The organism is Clostridium yunnanense, from assembly GCF_016595795.1.
Taxonomy (GTDB): Bacteria; Bacillota; Clostridia; order Clostridiales; family Clostridiaceae; genus Clostridium_AR; species Clostridium_AR yunnanense.
Genome location: NZ_JAENHN010000055.1, coordinates 48,007 through 65,710, shown reverse-complemented (window position 1 = coordinate 65,710; position 17,704 = coordinate 48,007). Strand labels below are relative to the sequence as shown.

The 17,704-nt window shown below is 28.9% G+C and carries 16 protein-coding genes; 1 reads left to right on the top strand and 15 read right to left on the bottom strand.

Annotated features, from left to right (window positions below):
• Window positions 1-232 precede the first annotated feature (232 nt).
• From JHL18_RS20890 to JHL18_RS20820, 15 genes are all read right to left on the bottom strand, one after another.
• Window positions 233-1,510 (bottom strand): oligosaccharide flippase family protein, encoded by a 1,278-nt coding sequence (locus JHL18_RS20890; RefSeq protein WP_207753076.1) that lies wholly within the window; start codon window positions 1,508-1,510, stop codon window positions 233-235.
• Window positions 1,511-1,512: 2 nt separating this feature from the next.
• The gene (locus JHL18_RS20885; protein WP_200272833.1) at window positions 1,513-3,246 is read right to left on the bottom strand and encodes an asparagine synthetase B family protein; all 1,734 of its coding nucleotides are present in this window, start codon (window positions 3,244-3,246) and stop codon (window positions 1,513-1,515) included.
• 15 nt (window positions 3,247-3,261) lie between these two features.
• Window positions 3,262-4,386 (bottom strand): DegT/DnrJ/EryC1/StrS family aminotransferase, encoded by a 1,125-nt coding sequence (locus JHL18_RS20880; protein ID WP_200272832.1) that lies wholly within the window; start codon window positions 4,384-4,386, stop codon window positions 3,262-3,264.
• 23 nt (window positions 4,387-4,409) lie between these two features.
• Window positions 4,410-4,961: an acyltransferase gene (locus JHL18_RS26525; protein ID WP_200272831.1), complete on the bottom strand. Its 552-nt coding sequence runs from the start codon at window positions 4,959-4,961 to the stop codon at window positions 4,410-4,412.
• Between the two features lie 17 nt (window positions 4,962-4,978).
• A complete protein-coding gene (locus tag JHL18_RS20870; RefSeq protein ID WP_200272830.1) occupies window positions 4,979-6,043 on the bottom strand; it encodes a TDP-N-acetylfucosamine:lipid II N-acetylfucosaminyltransferase family protein in 1,065 nt (354 codons plus the stop codon).
• A 50-nt stretch (window positions 6,044-6,093) separates the two neighbouring features.
• A complete protein-coding gene (locus tag JHL18_RS20865) occupies window positions 6,094-7,347 on the bottom strand; it encodes an O-antigen ligase family protein (RefSeq protein WP_200272829.1) in 1,254 nt (417 codons plus the stop codon).
• Window positions 7,348-7,371: 24 nt separating this feature from the next.
• Window positions 7,372-8,529 (bottom strand): glycosyltransferase family 4 protein, encoded by a 1,158-nt coding sequence (locus JHL18_RS20860; RefSeq protein WP_200272828.1) that lies wholly within the window; start codon window positions 8,527-8,529, stop codon window positions 7,372-7,374.
• Entirely contained in the window at window positions 8,526-9,197 is a 672-nt protein-coding gene (locus JHL18_RS20855) for an acyltransferase (RefSeq protein ID WP_200272827.1), read from the bottom strand. Before JHL18_RS20855 ends, JHL18_RS20860 begins: the two co-directional genes overlap by 4 nt.
• A gap of 15 nt (window positions 9,198-9,212) precedes the next feature.
• The gene (locus JHL18_RS20850; RefSeq protein WP_200272826.1) at window positions 9,213-10,382 is read right to left on the bottom strand and encodes a glycosyltransferase family protein; all 1,170 of its coding nucleotides are present in this window, start codon (window positions 10,380-10,382) and stop codon (window positions 9,213-9,215) included.
• 38 nt (window positions 10,383-10,420) lie between these two features.
• Window positions 10,421-11,575 carry a beta 1-4 rhamnosyltransferase Cps2T gene (gene cps2T, locus JHL18_RS20845; RefSeq protein ID WP_200272825.1) on the bottom strand — a complete coding sequence of 385 codons (1,155 nt, stop codon included), beginning with the start codon at window positions 11,573-11,575 and terminating at the stop codon, window positions 10,421-10,423.
• A 14-nt stretch (window positions 11,576-11,589) separates the two neighbouring features.
• Window positions 11,590-12,960 carry a nucleotide sugar dehydrogenase gene (locus JHL18_RS20840; protein WP_200272824.1) on the bottom strand — a complete coding sequence of 457 codons (1,371 nt, stop codon included), beginning with the start codon at window positions 12,958-12,960 and terminating at the stop codon, window positions 11,590-11,592.
• Window positions 12,961-12,965: 5 nt separating this feature from the next.
• The gene (gene wecB, locus JHL18_RS20835; RefSeq protein WP_274600986.1) at window positions 12,966-14,123 is read right to left on the bottom strand and encodes a non-hydrolyzing UDP-N-acetylglucosamine 2-epimerase; all 1,158 of its coding nucleotides are present in this window, start codon (window positions 14,121-14,123) and stop codon (window positions 12,966-12,968) included.
• A gap of 12 nt (window positions 14,124-14,135) precedes the next feature.
• A complete protein-coding gene (locus JHL18_RS20830) occupies window positions 14,136-14,861 on the bottom strand; it encodes a sugar transferase (protein ID WP_200272822.1) in 726 nt (241 codons plus the stop codon).
• A 756-nt stretch (window positions 14,862-15,617) separates the two neighbouring features.
• Window positions 15,618-15,809 carry a hypothetical protein gene (locus JHL18_RS20825; protein ID WP_200272821.1) on the bottom strand — a complete coding sequence of 64 codons (192 nt, stop codon included), beginning with the start codon at window positions 15,807-15,809 and terminating at the stop codon, window positions 15,618-15,620.
• Window positions 15,810-16,056: 247 nt separating this feature from the next.
• Window positions 16,057-16,278 (bottom strand): hypothetical protein, encoded by a 222-nt coding sequence (locus JHL18_RS20820; protein ID WP_200272820.1) that lies wholly within the window; start codon window positions 16,276-16,278, stop codon window positions 16,057-16,059.
• A 131-nt stretch (window positions 16,279-16,409) separates the two neighbouring features.
• Here JHL18_RS20820 and JHL18_RS20815 point away from each other — a divergent pair, with 131 nt between their 5' ends.
• Window positions 16,410-17,630, top strand: a complete 1,221-nt coding sequence (locus tag JHL18_RS20815) for an SH3 domain-containing protein (protein ID WP_200272819.1) — start codon at window positions 16,410-16,412, stop codon at window positions 17,628-17,630.
• The last annotated feature ends 74 nt before the right edge of the window (window positions 17,631-17,704 follow it).

The following is a 17,704-nucleotide window of genomic DNA, read 5'->3' as shown; positions in this document are numbered from 1 at the left end:
TTATTCTTCATCTGATGTATTCCAAAATAAAGTATTCGAAAAGTTAGATTTAACTTCTGGTGATCATACTGTTAAAATCGAAGTTACTAATTCTAAAAATGCTAATTCACAAAATTATGCTATTTGCCTAGATTCAATTGAAGTTATAAAATAAAAAAAGCGCTTAAGCGCTTTTTTTATTTATAATATATTTTGTATATCTATCACGATAACAAGATAGCTTTGAAACACATTAACTTAAGCTATTCAAGTGCTTCAAATTATAAATTAAATATGGAAGAGTTAGAACAGATGACAATATATAAACTACAAGAACTGTAACTGCAGCCCCTTGATATCCAAAATTACTAATAATATAATATCCTAAAATTATATTTACAATTCCAGTTGTTATAGTAACGAAAAGTAAATACTTTACTTTCCTTAGCATAGTAAGAATATTTCCAACAGGAATCCTAAAGGTTCCAGCAATAAAATATCCTATAGCTAGCATTCTAAACGAAGGTACTCCAGCTAAATATCTCGTTCCAAATAATATCTTTATTATTAACGGTGCAAAAACAAATAAAATTAGACTTATTATAAAATTAAATATTCCCATAGATAAAATTAATAATTTTGTATTTTTAATCATCCAGTTTTTATTTTTTGAATTCATCACAAAATAAGGGTATATAAATGTCGAAACAGACAAAGGTATAAAATTCAATGTAAACGGGATCAGAGTTGCAGTTCTATATATCCCCACACTTGTACTATCACTTATTAGTATGCCTATTAAAAAAATATCAAATAGATACAAAACTTGAGAAATAGCATTATTGGCTAAAGAAGTTGTAGAAAACCTCATAAAATCACTTTTCATACTTTTTTCTAATATAGTAGCCATTTTTATCTTTGTGAATGCATGCTTCAACCAATATAATCCAATCACAATTGGAATTGTTGTGGCAACATATGTACATAAAATTATTGTTTTTATGTCACCTAATAAGCCACCTACTATAGTTGATATAAATATTAATATTGTATTTATTGTAGTTATATATGAAAATCTATTATTTTGCAATGTAGTTCTAAATTTTACATTTATAAACTCTAAAATAAATGATAATATTGGCATACCACTCATCAAGAGTAATAATTCACTACTATTTGCAACTGGTAATCCAATAAACTTACAAATAGAAATAATAATTATTGATATTATAAAATTAAATACCAATCCTACTTTAAAAGCATACTTTTCATAACTTGCCTTTGTAGTATCTAAAATACTTGCACTACAAAATTGTAGCACACCTGATGTTACTCCTAATCCATTCATTAGTAATATTATAGATAGAATATTATTAGCATATGAATATGAAGAAAATTGTTCTACTGTCACTAATCTTACAATAACAGCATTATTAAAAAATGCTATTAACTTATTAATAATAGTAGACCCAAAAATGTGAAATAGACCTTTATCCATTAACTTCTTCATAACTTTTTTAAATTTATCCATCATTATTTACCCTTTACAAACATATGATTATATGCCACTAATAAACTTAATATTTGCAACTTTTCTCTTGCTAAACTATTTTTAAACATATACTCTATGTCATTACTTAATTTCTCAATTTTACTTATTTCTGTTATATTTTTTTCAAAAGAATTATATATATAGTCTCTCATTCCAGCATCAGTGTCAAACCAATATTGAAATGGATTCATATCATTCTTACTATATTTACTATTTGTAATCCCTAAAGAAAACAGTATGCTCCTATTCTTTTGACTTATTTTTTTAGGAATCTGTCTAAAAATAAGGTATAATAATTTATTATTAAAAATATGGCTATTTATTTTAGCGTTATACTTTTCATATACAAACTTACCTGCTTCAGGGTATTTTTCTAATATCCATTTATAATATATTTGATGATTTAATCTTAATTTTGGATCTATTGATAGGCAAAAATCAAAAAATTCTTTTAAAATAAAAGGTGAACTAACCTCACTATAATTTTGCATGGTTATATGCGAATTTAATGCTCCATTAAACCCTCTATTGTACATTTTATAAATTTCTTCATTTTCATATTGCTTTAAGTGATTATCGTCTATTCTATCAATCAATATATTTGAGTAAGCGCCATCACCTAATAAAGGTTTCCTATGATCTTTAGAACTAGAGAATGTTCCAAGCACAACATCTCCTAATTGTCCAGTATGTATAAGACCAAACCTATTAAAATTAATAAGTTCTAAGAAACTCTTCCCATGTATATGTCCACTTGCGCATCCAGTCCCTCCATTATTATTGATAACAGAATCTATATCTTTTATATACTGTAAATCATCCAATGATTTGAATATAAACTTATTTCCTAACGCACTAGCAATTTGTTGAGCAACTCTAAAATCTAAATAATTCGACTTTGAGAAGGTATAATTAGTTATATTATTATAACCCATATCATTTGCAACCCATGTTGTCATTCTAGAGTCAAGACCACCACTTAATCCAGCCAAATGATCATACCCATATTCAATATCTTTTTCAAATTCAAGCTTAACAGCATACCTAAATAATTCATCTATTCTATCTATTAACTTGTCTTCATTACTACTTATTTTTATATCATTATTAACCTTATAAAAACTTCTCAGCTTTACACTTCCATTAGAAAACTTTATATATTTACCTGCAGTCAATCTATTGATTTGCTTAACTATAGTACTATCCTCTAACATAAAACCATATGTTACTAATTGATACGCAGCATCAATATTGAATGAAACCTGTTCTTTATTTTCAATAAGAACATCTTTTAAATCATCTATTCTGTATGAAAATATTATTCTATCACTTAAAGCACAATAAAATACAGGCTTATCCCCCGAGTGGTTTGTAAATATAATATATGTGCTACTTTCCTTATCACAAAATACTCCACAAAAAGATCCTCTAAAAGAATCCATAAAAGTTTCACCTAAGTTTTCATACATTTTTATGATCGTTTCTGGCCAGCTTTTAGCTATATATATACGGCTTAATTCATTTGAATTTAATATAACTCCATCTACTAAGACCGAAAACCTTTCATCATCAAAAAAAACTTTATCATTTTTAAATTTTTCTATACTATGCTTACTAATAAAGTAATCAGAAGACTTTATTGAAGTCTCTGATATATTTTCAAATTTTTTAACACTAAAATTAGTGGTATTAATAATACCGTACACACCTGGCATAACTACAGCTCCTTACTATAACGAATTTATAACAAATTTGATTAGCTTAGTTATTTTTAAGGCATCTTCTTCACTTAATTCACCGTATATAGGTAATGTCAGAACTCTATCGGCTACATATTTTGCATTCATTAAGTCATTATCATTATACAAACCTTTATAACAATCAAAATCTGTAATTAATGGATAGAAGTATTTTCTTGTAATTACATTAAATTCTCTTAGTCTATCATACAATTGATTTCTATCAATACCTAATTTTGTTTCATCTATAATTATGGGAAAATATGCATAATTGTGTTTTACATTTTTCAAATCATTCAGGTATCTTATTCCTGATACTTCTTTCAAATTTTCTCTATATATTTTAGCTATTCTCCTTCTATTTGCAATCTGACCATCTACATACTTTAAATTTATTAATCCCATTGCAGCCTGAAATTCATTCATTTTTGCATTAAGACCGACTTCTTCAACTTGCTCATATCCAGATATACCGAAATTCTTAAGTAAGTTCATCTTCCTCTCATACATAACATTATTATAGGTAAGTAATCCACCCTCAATAGTATTATATACTTTAGTAGCATGTAATGAAAACATTGATATATCACCAAAATTACCTATTCCTACACCATTAACCTCAACTCCAAAAACATGTGCTGCATCATAAATTACCTTAAGATTATATTTATGTGCAATTTTTTCTATCTCGTCTATATTACATGGATATCCAAAGACATGAACTGGAATAATTGCACAGGTATTTTCCGTAATTAACGCCTCTATCTTATTTGTATCTATAGTGAGGTTATCCATATTTATATCACAAAATACTGGAGTCAATCCATTCATCACTATTGCATGAGTTGTTGATGCGAAAGTAAAAGGAGTTGTTATGACTTCACCTTTTAATCCTAATGCTTTTATAGCCACATCCAAAGCTAAATGTCCGTTAGTAAATAACGTAGTGTTTTCTACATTAAGATATTCCTTCAAACTATTCTGAAGTTGATTATGAAAGTATCCATTATTAGTAATCCATCTTGTATCCCAAATCGTCTTGAGACTTTCAATATATTCATCTAACGGAGGTAAAAATGATTTTGTTACTTGTATAGGTTGCTCAAATTTTTCCATTACTTCACCTTCTTAATTACATTTTAATTTATTAAACATTCATAATTTAGTAAATCCTTTATTCTTTCTTTATATCTTCTTACAGGAACTCCGACATATATGCCCCACTCATCACAGTCTTCTAAAATTAAAGAACACGCCCCAAAAGCACATCCTTCTGAAATAGTTACACCTGGTAATATTGTTGAATTGGTACCAATTATAACATGTTTACCAATATAAACAGGCTTTTCACATAAATTTCTAAATCTATCGTCAATCATTGGATTTGTCATATACTCACCTGAATAATCATCAGAAACTGCATAAATCGCACCCCTTGACGACATTGTAGTATAACTATCAATATATATTTCTGATCCACCTGTAAATAAACCACAATAAGCGGCTATATGTATATAATCTTTCATAATTATATTACCACTTAATATACAAAAATCATCAATTCTCACATTACTACCCAAACTTATCTTCTCAGGAGAATATATGCTTGCCTTTTTACTAATTAAAACATTTTTGCCGAAGCTCTTTAATCCAAGTTTCTTTAATTCTTCAATACTATAAAAGCTATTCACAAAAATTCTCCTTTTCACTAATCTAATAGAATATTCTGCCAAACCTTCTTTATATAATCTTCATCAAATCTACATTTGCTTAAGACTTTATTATTATAAATACTTTCATTATTCACTTCAGAAAAACTATTAAAGTTAATACTAGGGATATCTTTAATTGCATAAAACTTATATTTTTCATTATGAACAAGATCTTTCCACATTGTTGTATCGTCTCTCATATATATTTTAGCTCCTAAATATGCCAAAGCAAAAATATTACCTAAAGCTTGTTGTCTATCATTATTAAATATTGCTATATCTATTTTGCCCAAAAACTCTCCATATTGCCTTGGAGTCATATAATTTGTAATTGCAACGAATTTTTCCTTAAACTTACTTTTCCCATATTCTATCACTTCTTTTGCATATTCAACATCGCCATAAGATAAAGGACAATAAATCTTAATATTTTGATTTTCATACTTCGATAACTTATCTATAGCATCAATATGATTATTAGATGCATCAGCTGAATTACCTATTTGTATATTAATAATATCTTCCCTATTTTTATGAGAATTTTTTATATCATCCAAAAAACTTAACGTTATTGGATTAATATAAATCGCTTTTTTATGTTCACCTCTAACCATATAAGCAGCTTTAGCTATATCATAGTCATTCTCTACCAAAGTCGATATATAACCAAATCTTTTAGTTGAAAACTTCTTTAAATAGTCATCTATATATTCTACTAATTTATACGAACTTTTTCTCTTTTTTAAATCTCCACCCCAAATCACCCAATTAACTTTCTTTAAAACATTTAAATTTAATGAAAGAAATACTTTAAGCGGAATTCCTTGAAAAAATCCATGTATTATTACCAATTTACACGTTTTTATCAAATGAGCATTTTTAATCCAATCACATATCGTTCCTTTAATGAACTTAACATTCTCATTCTTAAAATCATTATCTTTTAAATATTTCTGTGAACCAACTATTATAAAAAAGTGTTCTTTAAAATCAAAATTATTTTTTATAAATTTAATATATGGTAATGTGAATTTCTCATTGTTCATTATATGCATATACATTATTAGCCCACCTATTTCATTTAATTATTAGTTAAGAACTTATAATAAACCTAACTACTTTCACCTACATTGCTTAACTTTATAGAATCCTTAATAACACTTATTATAATAATCAAGTAACTTATAATTGTATAATAATTCGATAGCGGATTAGAATCCGAATACCCTACTATTAGAATAAATAATACAAACTTTCCTATAATAATTTTATTTAATTTAAATATCCTATAGATACCTAAACTCCATAAAACAATGCCTAAAGTTCCCACTTCACAGATTATTGTATAAAACGTATCTGATGTAGCTAAAATAATATTTAAATTTGCTAAATGATTGTTTACCAAATAGTCTGCATTTTTTATAGAAACAGCTAATGCAGAAAATCTATCTAACCCAATTCCAAAAAGCCAATGCTCTTTAAAAATTTCAAAGCTTTGCTTAAGTACACTAATTCTGTAATTATCAGAGCTATAGGCTAAAATTTCACTATTTATGCTTATTGCTAAATCATAAAAATATGACTTAGAAGTAAAAACTAATAATAATACCCCAAGTATTATTACTAAAATTCTTCTTATTGTGCTTTTTCCTTTATCACTTATTACAGTTAAAAACTCCAAAAGCAATAAGGCAATCATTACGGTTCTATTTCCACTAAGAAAAATTAAAGGTAAAAGCCAAAATCTTAATTTTCTTAGTGTTTTAAATTTATCTAACATTATGTATAAACTACCTGAAGAATATGCAAAAGCATTAGGCCAACAAAAGATTCCAGAGAATCTTATATTTCCAAACCTCATACCCTTACTAACCTCGTAGTATTTGCCTAAAATATATTTTATATATATAGGATTCTCAGAATACTCTAAATAGAAACATAAAATATTTATAAAAATATAAATAATTAAGATAATTACATATGTATTTTTATTAACATCAAATCTGTTTACTGTTAACTTTTGAATTGTTGATAAAAATATAAAAACACTTATCGGGAAAACAAACCTCACTAAATAGCTTAATGGATGTAAGTTATCCGCTGTAAAAAAAGTAACTATTGATTGAATTGTAATAAACACCACAATATATATAATTACTTTTATACATTTATTGAATTGCAAAGATTTCTTTTTTATTACTTTTATCAGCGATATTAATAATAAGAACATACTAATTAGTAAATATATCTTGTTGAACTGGCTTTCTAGATTAATTAATATTAAGTTATGCATAATAGGGAAAAATACTGCACAAATAAATAGCACAGGATTTATTATCTGATTTTCTGAATCACTATTCCACATATTTTCTCCTTTTATCAAAAAACACTACTTTAGTATCTTCTCGTAAAGATTCTCAAAGCTGTCTATAAAAGAAGACTTAGAAAACATCTTCTTTTGTCTATTCAATGAATTGCGTCCCATTTCTTCTCTTTCCTCTGGTCTTTTTAACAAATATAATATCTTTGTACTTAAATCATCTATATTAAGTACCTCCGCAAATAGCCCATTTGCACCTTCACTTACCATTTCTGTAACCCCTCCGTGCCTATATGCCACAATAGGCTTTCCACTAGCCATTGCTTCTAATACTACTGTTGGAAGTGGGTCCGGATTAGTTGATGGAAGAACAAAGATATCAATTAAATTATATATATTGGTAACATCACTCCTAAAGTCTTTCATAATAATAACATCTTCAAGATTATTATCTTTAATCAATCTTTTTAATTCTTGTACTCTCCACTCTTCTCCCTCAAAAACCCCACCTATGAGTATAGCCTTAATATTCGTATGTTCTTTAACTATTTTTTTTATAGCTAATATGAAGTCTCTCTGACCTTTCCATGAGTTTATTCTGCCAACCATCCCTACTACTATATCATCTTTATCAACTTTAAACTCTTTTAGTAGATAATCATATTCAGCTTCTTTATTAAACTTAGTATTATCTACACCATTATATATTGTTTTAATCTTTCCTTCATCAACTAAACATGATCTTAAAATATGATTTTTAACTGAATTGGAAACCACCACGATTTCATCTGCATTCTTATTAAGTAAATAGCTAGTCAACTTAAACATAAACTTTGGCTTCATTATTATTTCATGAACATGCCATACATGTTTAATCTTTAATCTTTTAGCAACGAAACCACCTTCCAAAACTGCAAGAGTGTTACTATGGATTATTTCAATAGCTTTTTCCTTACAGAACCCCTCAATTATTTTGTTATATTTAAGTACTCCTGATATATAGTTCACTATACCTAAAGGATTGAAAAATTTTCTTCTTAAAATAGGATATTCCCGTATTTCAACATAAATATCTTTCTTCTTAATTTCTTCATACAGCGGTCCATTATTAGGTAATATTACATATGGTTCAAACCTAGTTTTATCTAATCCACTCAAAAGTTCGAGCAGTATTTTATCAGCTCCATACATTTCAGCACCAGCATGCAAGAATAGTATCTTAATCATAGCTCCTTCTCCATTCTACTTCTTATATCCTTTTGTCTTTTATCTATTACTATACTGTATTTAGGCACATCATTGCTTAACAGTACACCAGCTCCAATAACCGATCCTTTTCCAATCGTAACTCCATCTAATATGATTACTCCACTGCCAATCCAGCAATCATCTTCAATTATTATTCCTTTTCTCTGAACTCCTTGGGTCTTTATGGTTTCATTTACTTCTGAAAATATATGATTTTCAGCAAATAAGCTTACACGTGGACCCAACATAACATTATTTCCTATTTGTATATATCCTGCACATCCAATATAACTGAATGGACCAATAGAAGAATTGTTGCCTACAAATAAGCCTTCACCAAGATCAGTGCCATAATAACTAGACGGTCTAATCATGACATTTCTGCCAATTGTAACACTATCCCCAAGGGTAATGCCTTTTCCCGAAAGACCCTGTATTTCAGAATAAGCCTCAAATTTAACATTACGGCCAGTAACGATATGAGAATGATGTGTTATATCAACCTTTTTACCAATAAATATCAATCCATTTGATTCTTTCAATAGTATCTTAGTTAATACACCTCTTATCACCTTGATTATAGTACTTATAATAATTATAATAACATCTAATTTTTTCATTAATTTAAAGTTAATCTTATTTACCATTTGTTCCCCTAATACTTACATATCATTTATTTTATCAATTATTTTTTTTACATTCTCATCCCATGAAAAATAATCTATAAACTTTTCATCTTTAATGCTACTAGATTCATTTTCTAATTTTCCAACCAATACTGACTCCATATTATTTATATCTAAATTTATAAGTCTATTGCTTACTATTTTTCCATATTCATTTACTAAATCTTCAACTATTCCTATTTTTCCACTATATATTACATTCAGCCCAACAGAAAGATATTCAATCAATTTAGTAGGACTTGATACCTTGTTTACCACAGAATCATCTCTAATTATAACACCATACCCACACCTAGATAAAATTTCTAGAGTCTCTTTATGAGTAGCTGAATTAAAAGTTATATTTTTCAACTTATAAGTAGAATTCAACTTTGAAAATTCATTGTAATCCTTACTTAAAATAATAAATTTAGATTCTGAATTTCTTTTTTCTATTTCTTTAAATAGTTTAAAAATCAACTCCCCATTTTGCCAACAGTCGTTACTTCCTATATATATATATGAATTCAAATCCTTAACACTATTAATATTCTCAGAAACTTCTTTCAAATCAATTGAAGTTGGGATGATTAGATAATCCTTAGATTCACTATACCCATGCTTCTGGATCATGTACTTCCTTAAATTATTTGTAACAAAAATATAGCAATCACTATTTTTTGCCGCAACCTTTTGACATATTGCAAAAAAAACTTTACTTACTTGTAACTTAATCTTTTCTTTTATTTTCTTGCTATCTTTTATCATCAAATCAATTTCTTCTAAAGGAATTCCTCTATTATCAAAAATCAAGACACAATTTTTAAACACCCTTTTCAACTCATATCCAAGCACTGTTGCCTTAGAGGATCTAGCGTGTACTACTATCTTCTCATTCTCCCAATCACTATGCTCAAAATACCTAAATATTGTTTTTCTCCACTTACTATACAATAAAGGTGAACTTTCTTCTATCACCATGTAACTAGATTTAATATATTTCTCAATTTTACTCTTAAGCTCATTTTCTTTAGTTTTTTTATTCTTTACAACAATTAAAAGGATATCCCTTCCAAAATCATTTTTAAGAATCCGCAAAAACTTCAACACCTGTGATTCAAAAACAGATAAATTCTCTTCCTTATATACAATATATATATATTTCACCAGTACCTCCGTAACTTCTATATTTAACTAAATTAAAATTATAGAAATATTCCTTCATACTCATCAACAATCTTTTCCCAAGAATATGATGATTTTATTCTGTCTTCAGACTTCCTATCTAACTCATTTATTCTTTCAACATCTAACGAATCTAAACTATCTATAGTATTAGATAAGTTACCTTCACCTTTACCAAAGTAAAGAGCTCCATCAGCTCCAACTTCTTTATTAAACACAACATCTAATAATAAATTTACTTTTGTGCTTGCTAAAGCTTCTAACAAAGATGGATTAGTACCACCAACTTCATGTCCATGCAAGTATGCAAAAGCATTTTCTCTTATCTTCTTTAATAATTCCTGATCATATACTGTTCCTACAAACTTTATTCTCTTATCCTTCTTAAAATTTGTTTTCTCAAGTAATTGATCATAGTACTTATTGTGTTCATGATTAGTTATTATAACTAACTCTTTTTCAGTCTTACTTATCATAAACTCTCTAATCATTAATTCATAATTGTTTTCTGGTACAAAACGTCCAACTATTAGGTAATAATTATCTTTCTTGATTTGAAATTTATTATACCAATCTAGTAATTTTTCATCATTATCTGATAACTTAGATTTTTCTATATCTGCCCCATATGCTATAAAAGTAGTTCTAGGGTTATATTTACTATAATCTCTCTTTATATAATTCTCTATACCAATCGAATCACATATAAGTAAATCAGCGTTCTTAACCATCAGTCCTTCTGATATCTTCCAGTATATCTTTATATACCAGCTCCATTTGCTTCTCTTCCACTCGTGTCCATCTGGGTTTACAAATATCTTTATACCTGCTTTTTCGAATCTTCCTTTCACTACATTGACATAAGGTCCAATTCTGCACGCTAAAATATAAATCACACAATCTTTTAGTGCATTTGATTGAATATAATCATAGCACATATTTAGAGCTTTTATATCGTAGCTTATCGCTGATGCACTACCAATGTTTTTTATCTTAACGTTAAAACATCTTGCTTTATTAAACTCAAACTCATCTTCTTTTTCATAGGACAAACAGGCCACATGATATTTTATATTATCGGCCTGTTTTTTTTCAGTAAGCTTGTCAACAAAAGTTTCAAAACCACCATATCTGGCTGGTATTCCTTTGGAACCAATTATAAATATATTTTTCATAAAGTACCACCTATCTATATTCTCCAGTATTCAAATCCTGCTTCTATAGCTTTATTGTTATCTATTATAGCTTTTGTATCCATACATATAGGATTTTCACTCATAAATGATTTTAAATCACTACACTCTAAGTTAAATTCATGTTGCTTTGCTAGTATCATGACTATATCTGCATCTTTAAGTGCATCTTCTTGTGAATCAACTTTAAAGCTATATTTAGTAGGAACTACTGGATCGAAAGCTCTAACTTCTGCACCCTTTTCGATAAGTATTTTACATATATCAATTGGTGGACTTATTCTATCATCATTTGAATAATCCTTCATAGCTAAACCAAGAACCGCTATTCTACTTCCATTTAAGCTTTTACCCATCTTACATAAAAGTCCTTCAGCTTTACTTGCTATAAAAGCTGGAAGCTCAGCATTTTTTGCTCTAGCAAGCTTAAGTATGCCCATATCAACATCCATTTCTGCTGCTTTTGGTTGGATATAATGATATGCATTTGGTATACAATATCCCCCAACTCCTGGTCCTGGTGTTAATAAATTAACTCTTTTATGAGTATTTGCAAGCTTAACTACTTCAAAGATATCTATTCCTAACCCTTCTGTAAATCTAGCAAACTCTTGAGCCATAGCTATATTTACATCTCTTTGAACATTCTCAAATACCTTTGAGGTTTCAACTGCTTTTATATTTGTAGCCGGTATAACTTCAGCTTTACAAACTACACTAAGAACTTCAATTGCTCTTTTTAGACTAGCTTCATTTATTGCACCTACAATAGTAGGCATATTCGCAAATTCATCGAAAGCAAGTCCTTCAGCTATTCTTTCTGAAGCATAAGCTAGATAAAAATCTTCACCAGCTTTCATACCTGATTTTTCTTCTAATACAGGTAGGCATAACTCTTCTGTAGTACCTGGTATAACTGTACTTCTTATTATTACTAAATCACCCTTTTTAAGATTAGCGCCTATTGTTTCACATGCAGATTTAAGGTAATCTATAATATATTCGCCTTCTTTTATAGGTATACCTACTGTAACAATTATATTATTGCTGTTTCTAACTGCTTCTCCACCATCAGTGGTAGCCTTATATCTTCCGTTGTTTAATTCTATATTTAAAACTTCCTTAATTGTTACATCATGAAACATCTCAGTATGATGAGTCATTCCCTCATTAGTCTGCTTCACTAGTATTTCATCAACATCCACACCTATTGTCTCACAACCTCTAAAAGCAAAACTCAATGTAAGAGGAAGTCCTACGAATCCTTGTCCAAATACACATACTTTTTTATTAATAGAATCACTTGGAATATTTTCATTAAATTGTTCCATAAATTCTTCTTTTATTTCTAATTCTCTTACTGCCATATCACTTACTCCCCCTTAAATTCTTCTGATTTATATTTTCTTATATTAAAATAATATAGGATATTATCAACTATTCGCTTTGAAGCAGAGCCATCACCATATGGATTTACAGCAGTGCTCATACTTTTATAGAACTCATCATTATATAGCAATTCTTCAGCATTTTCTAATATTGTATTATAATCTGTACCTACTAATTTCACTGTACCTGCATTTACTGCTTCAGGTCTTTCTGTAACATCCCTTAGTACTAATACTGGTTTTCCAAGGTGTGGTGCCTCCTCTTGAAGACCACCTGAATCAGTCATTATCATATAGCTTTTATTCATAAGGTTATGAGTCTCTTTAGTATCTAGTGGAGGTAACAGATGAACTCTTTCTTCTCCTAATAAATGTTTTTCTACCACATCTTTTACAACTGGATTAAGGTGAACTAAATAAACTAGTTCAACATCTTTATTTTTCTTCACAATACTCTTTAGGGATTGGCATATATTTTCTATTCCTTCTCCCCAATTTTCTCTCCTATGGGCTGTTACCATAATTACCTTTTTATTTTTAAAATCTATATTATTTAAAATATTATTTTCAAATTTATAATTGTCTTCAACAGTTTTATCCATTGCATCAATTACAGTATTCCCTGTTACAAATATATCTTTTTCTTCTATTCCTTCTCTCAACAGATTCATTTTAGAACTGTTAGTTGGTGAAAAATGCATATCAGCAATAGCTCCTGTAAGCTTTCTATTCATTTCTTCCGGAAAAGGGAAGTATTTATTAAAAGTTCTTAATCCAGCTTCAACATGTCCTACCTTCACTTGATTACAGAAAGCTGCATAGCTTGCCGCGAAAGTAGTGGTAGTATCCCCATGAACTAGTATTATATCTGGTTTTATTGATTTGATAAAATTGTCTAATCCTTCTATAACCTTAGTTGTTATACCAGTAAGACTTTGTTTTTCCTTCATTATATTCAAGTCATAATCTGGTTCTATATTAAATAACTTTAATACTTGATCAAGCATTTCTCTATGTTGCGCTGTTACACACACTATGGACTCTATTTCTTCTCTCTTCTCAAGTTCTTTTACTAAAGGTGCCATTTTAATTGCTTCTGGTCTTGTACCAAACACAGTTAGCACTTTTATTAGATTCCCCAATACGATATCCCCCTATCTAGCATGTTCATCCCCTAAAAACACCTTAAATGTCTTAAAAATCAATTTTATATCAACCAAAGTACTTCTTTCTCTTACATACTTAACATCTAGCTTCATCCAATCTAAGAAACCTATATCACTTCTTCCAGATGTTTGCCAGTAACAAGTAAGTCCAGGCTTAACCTCAAGCCTTTCTAGCATCCAAGGTTCAAACTTTGCTACTTCTTTAGGCAGGCTTGGTCTAGGTCCAACAATACTCATATCGCCTCTTAATATGTTGATTAACTGGGGAAGTTCATCTATACTAGTTTTCCTTATAAATCTACCTATCTTTGTAACTCTAGGATCTTCCTTCATCTTGAACATAGGACCACCGTCCATCTCATTATGTTTCTGAAGTATTTCCTTTAGTTCTTCAGCATTTACAACCATAGATCTAAACTTATACATCTTAAATGGCTTTCCATTAAGACCTACTCTTTGTTGCGAGAAGAATATAGGACCTTTCGAGTCTAGTTTTATCAAAATCGAAGTCAATAAAAAAACAGGTGACGCAACTATCAGACCAAATAAAGCTCCTAGTATATCTAGAATTCTTTTTACTGATTGATAAACAATTCTCCTGCCGCCTTTGATAGCAAAATTACTTGCACTCTCTTCTTTTACGACGATTTCTTCTTCAATAGCTAATTCTTTTTGAATCTCAGCACTAAATAGTTCTTCTCCTAGGCTAGACATTAATCCTTCCCCCTTAACATAAAATTCACAACGTTATATATTTATTTAAAAACTCTATATAAAATTCACTATTTTTTTAATTCTATTAACTTTTTTGTAACGTTTTTATTATAATACCACGGCCCCAGCATGTCCAATTATAAAACATATACTTTTTGTCATTTTTTTCATTTATTATTGTCATTTCTTTAATCAAATTATAACACATACTATCACAAACCTTCCACACCCAAATTAATGCATCTAAAACCATATTATTGCATGTCAAAAAAACGATACTAATTATTACCAACATACTTTTTGTCGAACCCATTGTGATATCGTATAAATTATACATTACTTTTTTGTAGACTTATACATATTTTTATTTTCTACATATTAACACAATACATTTTAACACTATTAAATCAAATTATATAGACAGTTACTATCATTTTCTATGATTTACTCACCTTTTTTATCATATAACCCATTTGACTTCTCAACATATTAATCACATATTTTCACATATTATATTTTAAAAAAATCACTTATATATCTTTCTATAGTATGTTTTTTTGTGCTTTATAACTTCTAAAAGCATGTAAGTAAACTTTAGCAATCAAATAAATCTTCTTTTACTGTAGATATAATCAGCTAACAAAGTATTTGAAGTATATACGCTCATTTAAATCCAAAATCTTGCAATTTTCCATACAGTAAAACAGTGTATAAATATATCACAATTTGCCGTAATATGTTTATACACTAATTACTCTAATTTTTTATATCTATCTCTAAGGTTTCTTTAAAGCTCTGCTTCAATTGATTGTTTATATATTTACTTCTTGGATTTAAAATCTTCCCCGTCATACCTTGTCTAATAAACTGTGAAAAAATATTATAATTAAAATGCTCAAGTTTAGCGCCTTTACCTATTGATTCATATATGTATATAAGTATTGGCATAACCAAATGAGCCAAAAACTCTTAGTTTTAAAAATATGCTTTCATAAATTACTGTGATTAAAGAAACTACTGCCATTATATGCACTGTATATTTCATTATGTCATCTTTTCTTTTATTTTCCTTAAAAGAACAGTAGATCACATAATAAAATATAGGAGTTAAGTATAGACTTATTCCCCCTAAGGCTAAAAAGTTAAAATATAATATCAAATCACCATCAGTTTTTATTGATAAAACCTAAAGCATTTAAATATGTTTTCCAGTAGAAAATTCCTCATAATATAAAATAAAAGAGATGGCTAAGCCATCTCTTCCATTTTGAACCAGTGTGTAAATACCATTCATAGTGTACATTGTTGTGTTATTATCACCAATTCCCTTATTTTCTTCAAATGAATATGATAAAACGAAATTGTTATCATCATAAGCTACTACTCTATTCATTCTTTTATCAACTTCATATTTCATAATCCATTGATTATTATCTTCTTAATCACTTAATAAGTAAATTTTTCCTACAGATAATATTCCATTTAAATATTTTTACTTTTTTGATAAACTATTTACAGCACTATAATTTAATGGCGAGGAGTTTTTATATGAGCAAGCTTTTAAGATTTATTAGTGACAATAGAAAAAAATCCATAATAATTACAGCTTCTTGTGTTGTTTTATGCGCAGCTGCAGTAGGAATACTAATACATACTAACGATAAAAATAATAAAACTAAAGAGAATAAAGTTGTGCTAACTGATGTAAAAAAAGAAGAACCAACTTCAAAGACTACTGAAGCTGATTCGAGTAAAGAGAATGCACAAACTGAACAAGCTGCTGTAAAGCCAGAATCTCAATTTGTAGAACAGAAATTTACTGGTAAGACTACAGAGGTAGTTAACTTTAGGGAAAATCCTTCTGATACAGAAACTGTAATAAGCAAATTAAAACAACGTACTATTGTTGAGGTTTTAGGTAAACAACAAGATTGGTATAAGGTTAAATATGATTCAAAAGAGGGTTGGATAAATTCTAAATACCTTAATGAGTATACTGCTGATGATAAAAAAGCTGATGAGGACGCAGAAAAGAAACAACAAGAAGCTTTAGCTGCGGCACAGAAGAGTGAAGAAGCTAAAAAAGCTGCTGCTACTAGCAATGCTTCACAGGCTAACCCCTCCACAATCAATAACACTCAACCTGCTACCCCAGCGCCTGAAGTAAAAAAAGGTTTTAAATCTCCTCAGCTGTCAAATAGCAGCCAAATTATATTAGTTACCACCAGCAGCATGAGCTCTAGCTATGCTAATATAAAGTTCTATCAAAAAAATGGTGATGATTGGACTATAAAAACCGAAACTAATGGAAGAGTTGGTTCAAACGGTTTAGCCTACATATCAAATAGAATGCAGTCAACAGACAAAACTCCTGCTGGAGTACTTGGAATACTAGGTGCCTTTGGAGTATCCGATAACCCTGGATGTAAATACAGCTATACTAAGGTTACTGATAACATGTACTGGGATCTTAATAGCGGAAGTTCTACTTATAATAGACTTATATATAGTAATCCTGGCGGAGATTATGAACATCTTGCAAGTTATCCTACTCATTATAAATATGCTTTAATAACGGATTATAATGTAAATCAAACTGCAAATAAGGGCGGTGGAATATTTGTTCACGTAAACGGCAGTGGGGGAACCGCTGGTTGTGTATCAATGCCTGAAGCACAGGTGAAGGATCTAATCACTTGGGTTAATCCAACCAAAAACCCTAAGATATTAATAATTCCAATTAGCGACTTAGGAAAGTACTGGTACTAACATTAATTAATGCTTAAATATAGATAATAAAAAAGATGGAGTAAGATACAATTTTATATCTTACTCCATCTTTT

Excerpts from the sequence above, each read along its gene's own strand:
- JHL18_RS20890 (WP_207753076.1), bottom strand. The coding sequence starts at position 1,510 with ATGGATAAATTTAAAAAAGTTATGAAGAAGTTAATGGATAAAGGTCTA.
- JHL18_RS20885 (WP_200272833.1), bottom strand. The coding sequence starts at position 3,246 with ATGCCAGGTGTGTACGGTATTATTAATACCACTAATTTTAGTGTTAAA.
- JHL18_RS20880 (WP_200272832.1), bottom strand. The coding sequence starts at position 4,386 with ATGGAAAAATTTGAGCAACCTATACAAGTAACAAAATCATTTTTACCT.
- JHL18_RS20870 (WP_200272830.1), bottom strand. The coding sequence starts at position 6,043 with ATGTATATGCATATAATGAACAATGAGAAATTCACATTACCATATATT.
- JHL18_RS20865 (WP_200272829.1), bottom strand. The coding sequence starts at position 7,347 with ATGTGGAATAGTGATTCAGAAAATCAGATAATAAATCCTGTGCTATTT.
- JHL18_RS20860 (WP_200272828.1), bottom strand. The coding sequence starts at position 8,529 with ATGATTAAGATACTATTCTTGCATGCTGGTGCTGAAATGTATGGAGCT.
- JHL18_RS20855 (WP_200272827.1), bottom strand. The coding sequence starts at position 9,197 with ATGGTAAATAAGATTAACTTTAAATTAATGAAAAAATTAGATGTTATT.
- cps2T (WP_200272825.1), bottom strand. The coding sequence starts at position 11,575 with ATGAAAAATATATTTATAATTGGTTCCAAAGGAATACCAGCCAGATAT.
- JHL18_RS20840 (WP_200272824.1), bottom strand. The coding sequence starts at position 12,960 with ATGGCAGTAAGAGAATTAGAAATAAAAGAAGAATTTATGGAACAATTT.
- JHL18_RS20830 (WP_200272822.1), bottom strand. The coding sequence starts at position 14,861 with ATGTCTAGCCTAGGAGAAGAACTATTTAGTGCTGAGATTCAAAAAGAA.
- JHL18_RS20825 (WP_200272821.1), bottom strand. The coding sequence starts at position 15,809 with ATGCCAATACTTATATACATATATGAATCAATAGGTAAAGGCGCTAAA.
- JHL18_RS20820 (WP_200272820.1), bottom strand. The coding sequence starts at position 16,278 with ATGAAATATGAAGTTGATAAAAGAATGAATAGAGTAGTAGCTTATGAT.
- JHL18_RS20815 (WP_200272819.1), top strand. The coding sequence starts at position 16,410 with ATGAGCAAGCTTTTAAGATTTATTAGTGACAATAGAAAAAAATCCATA.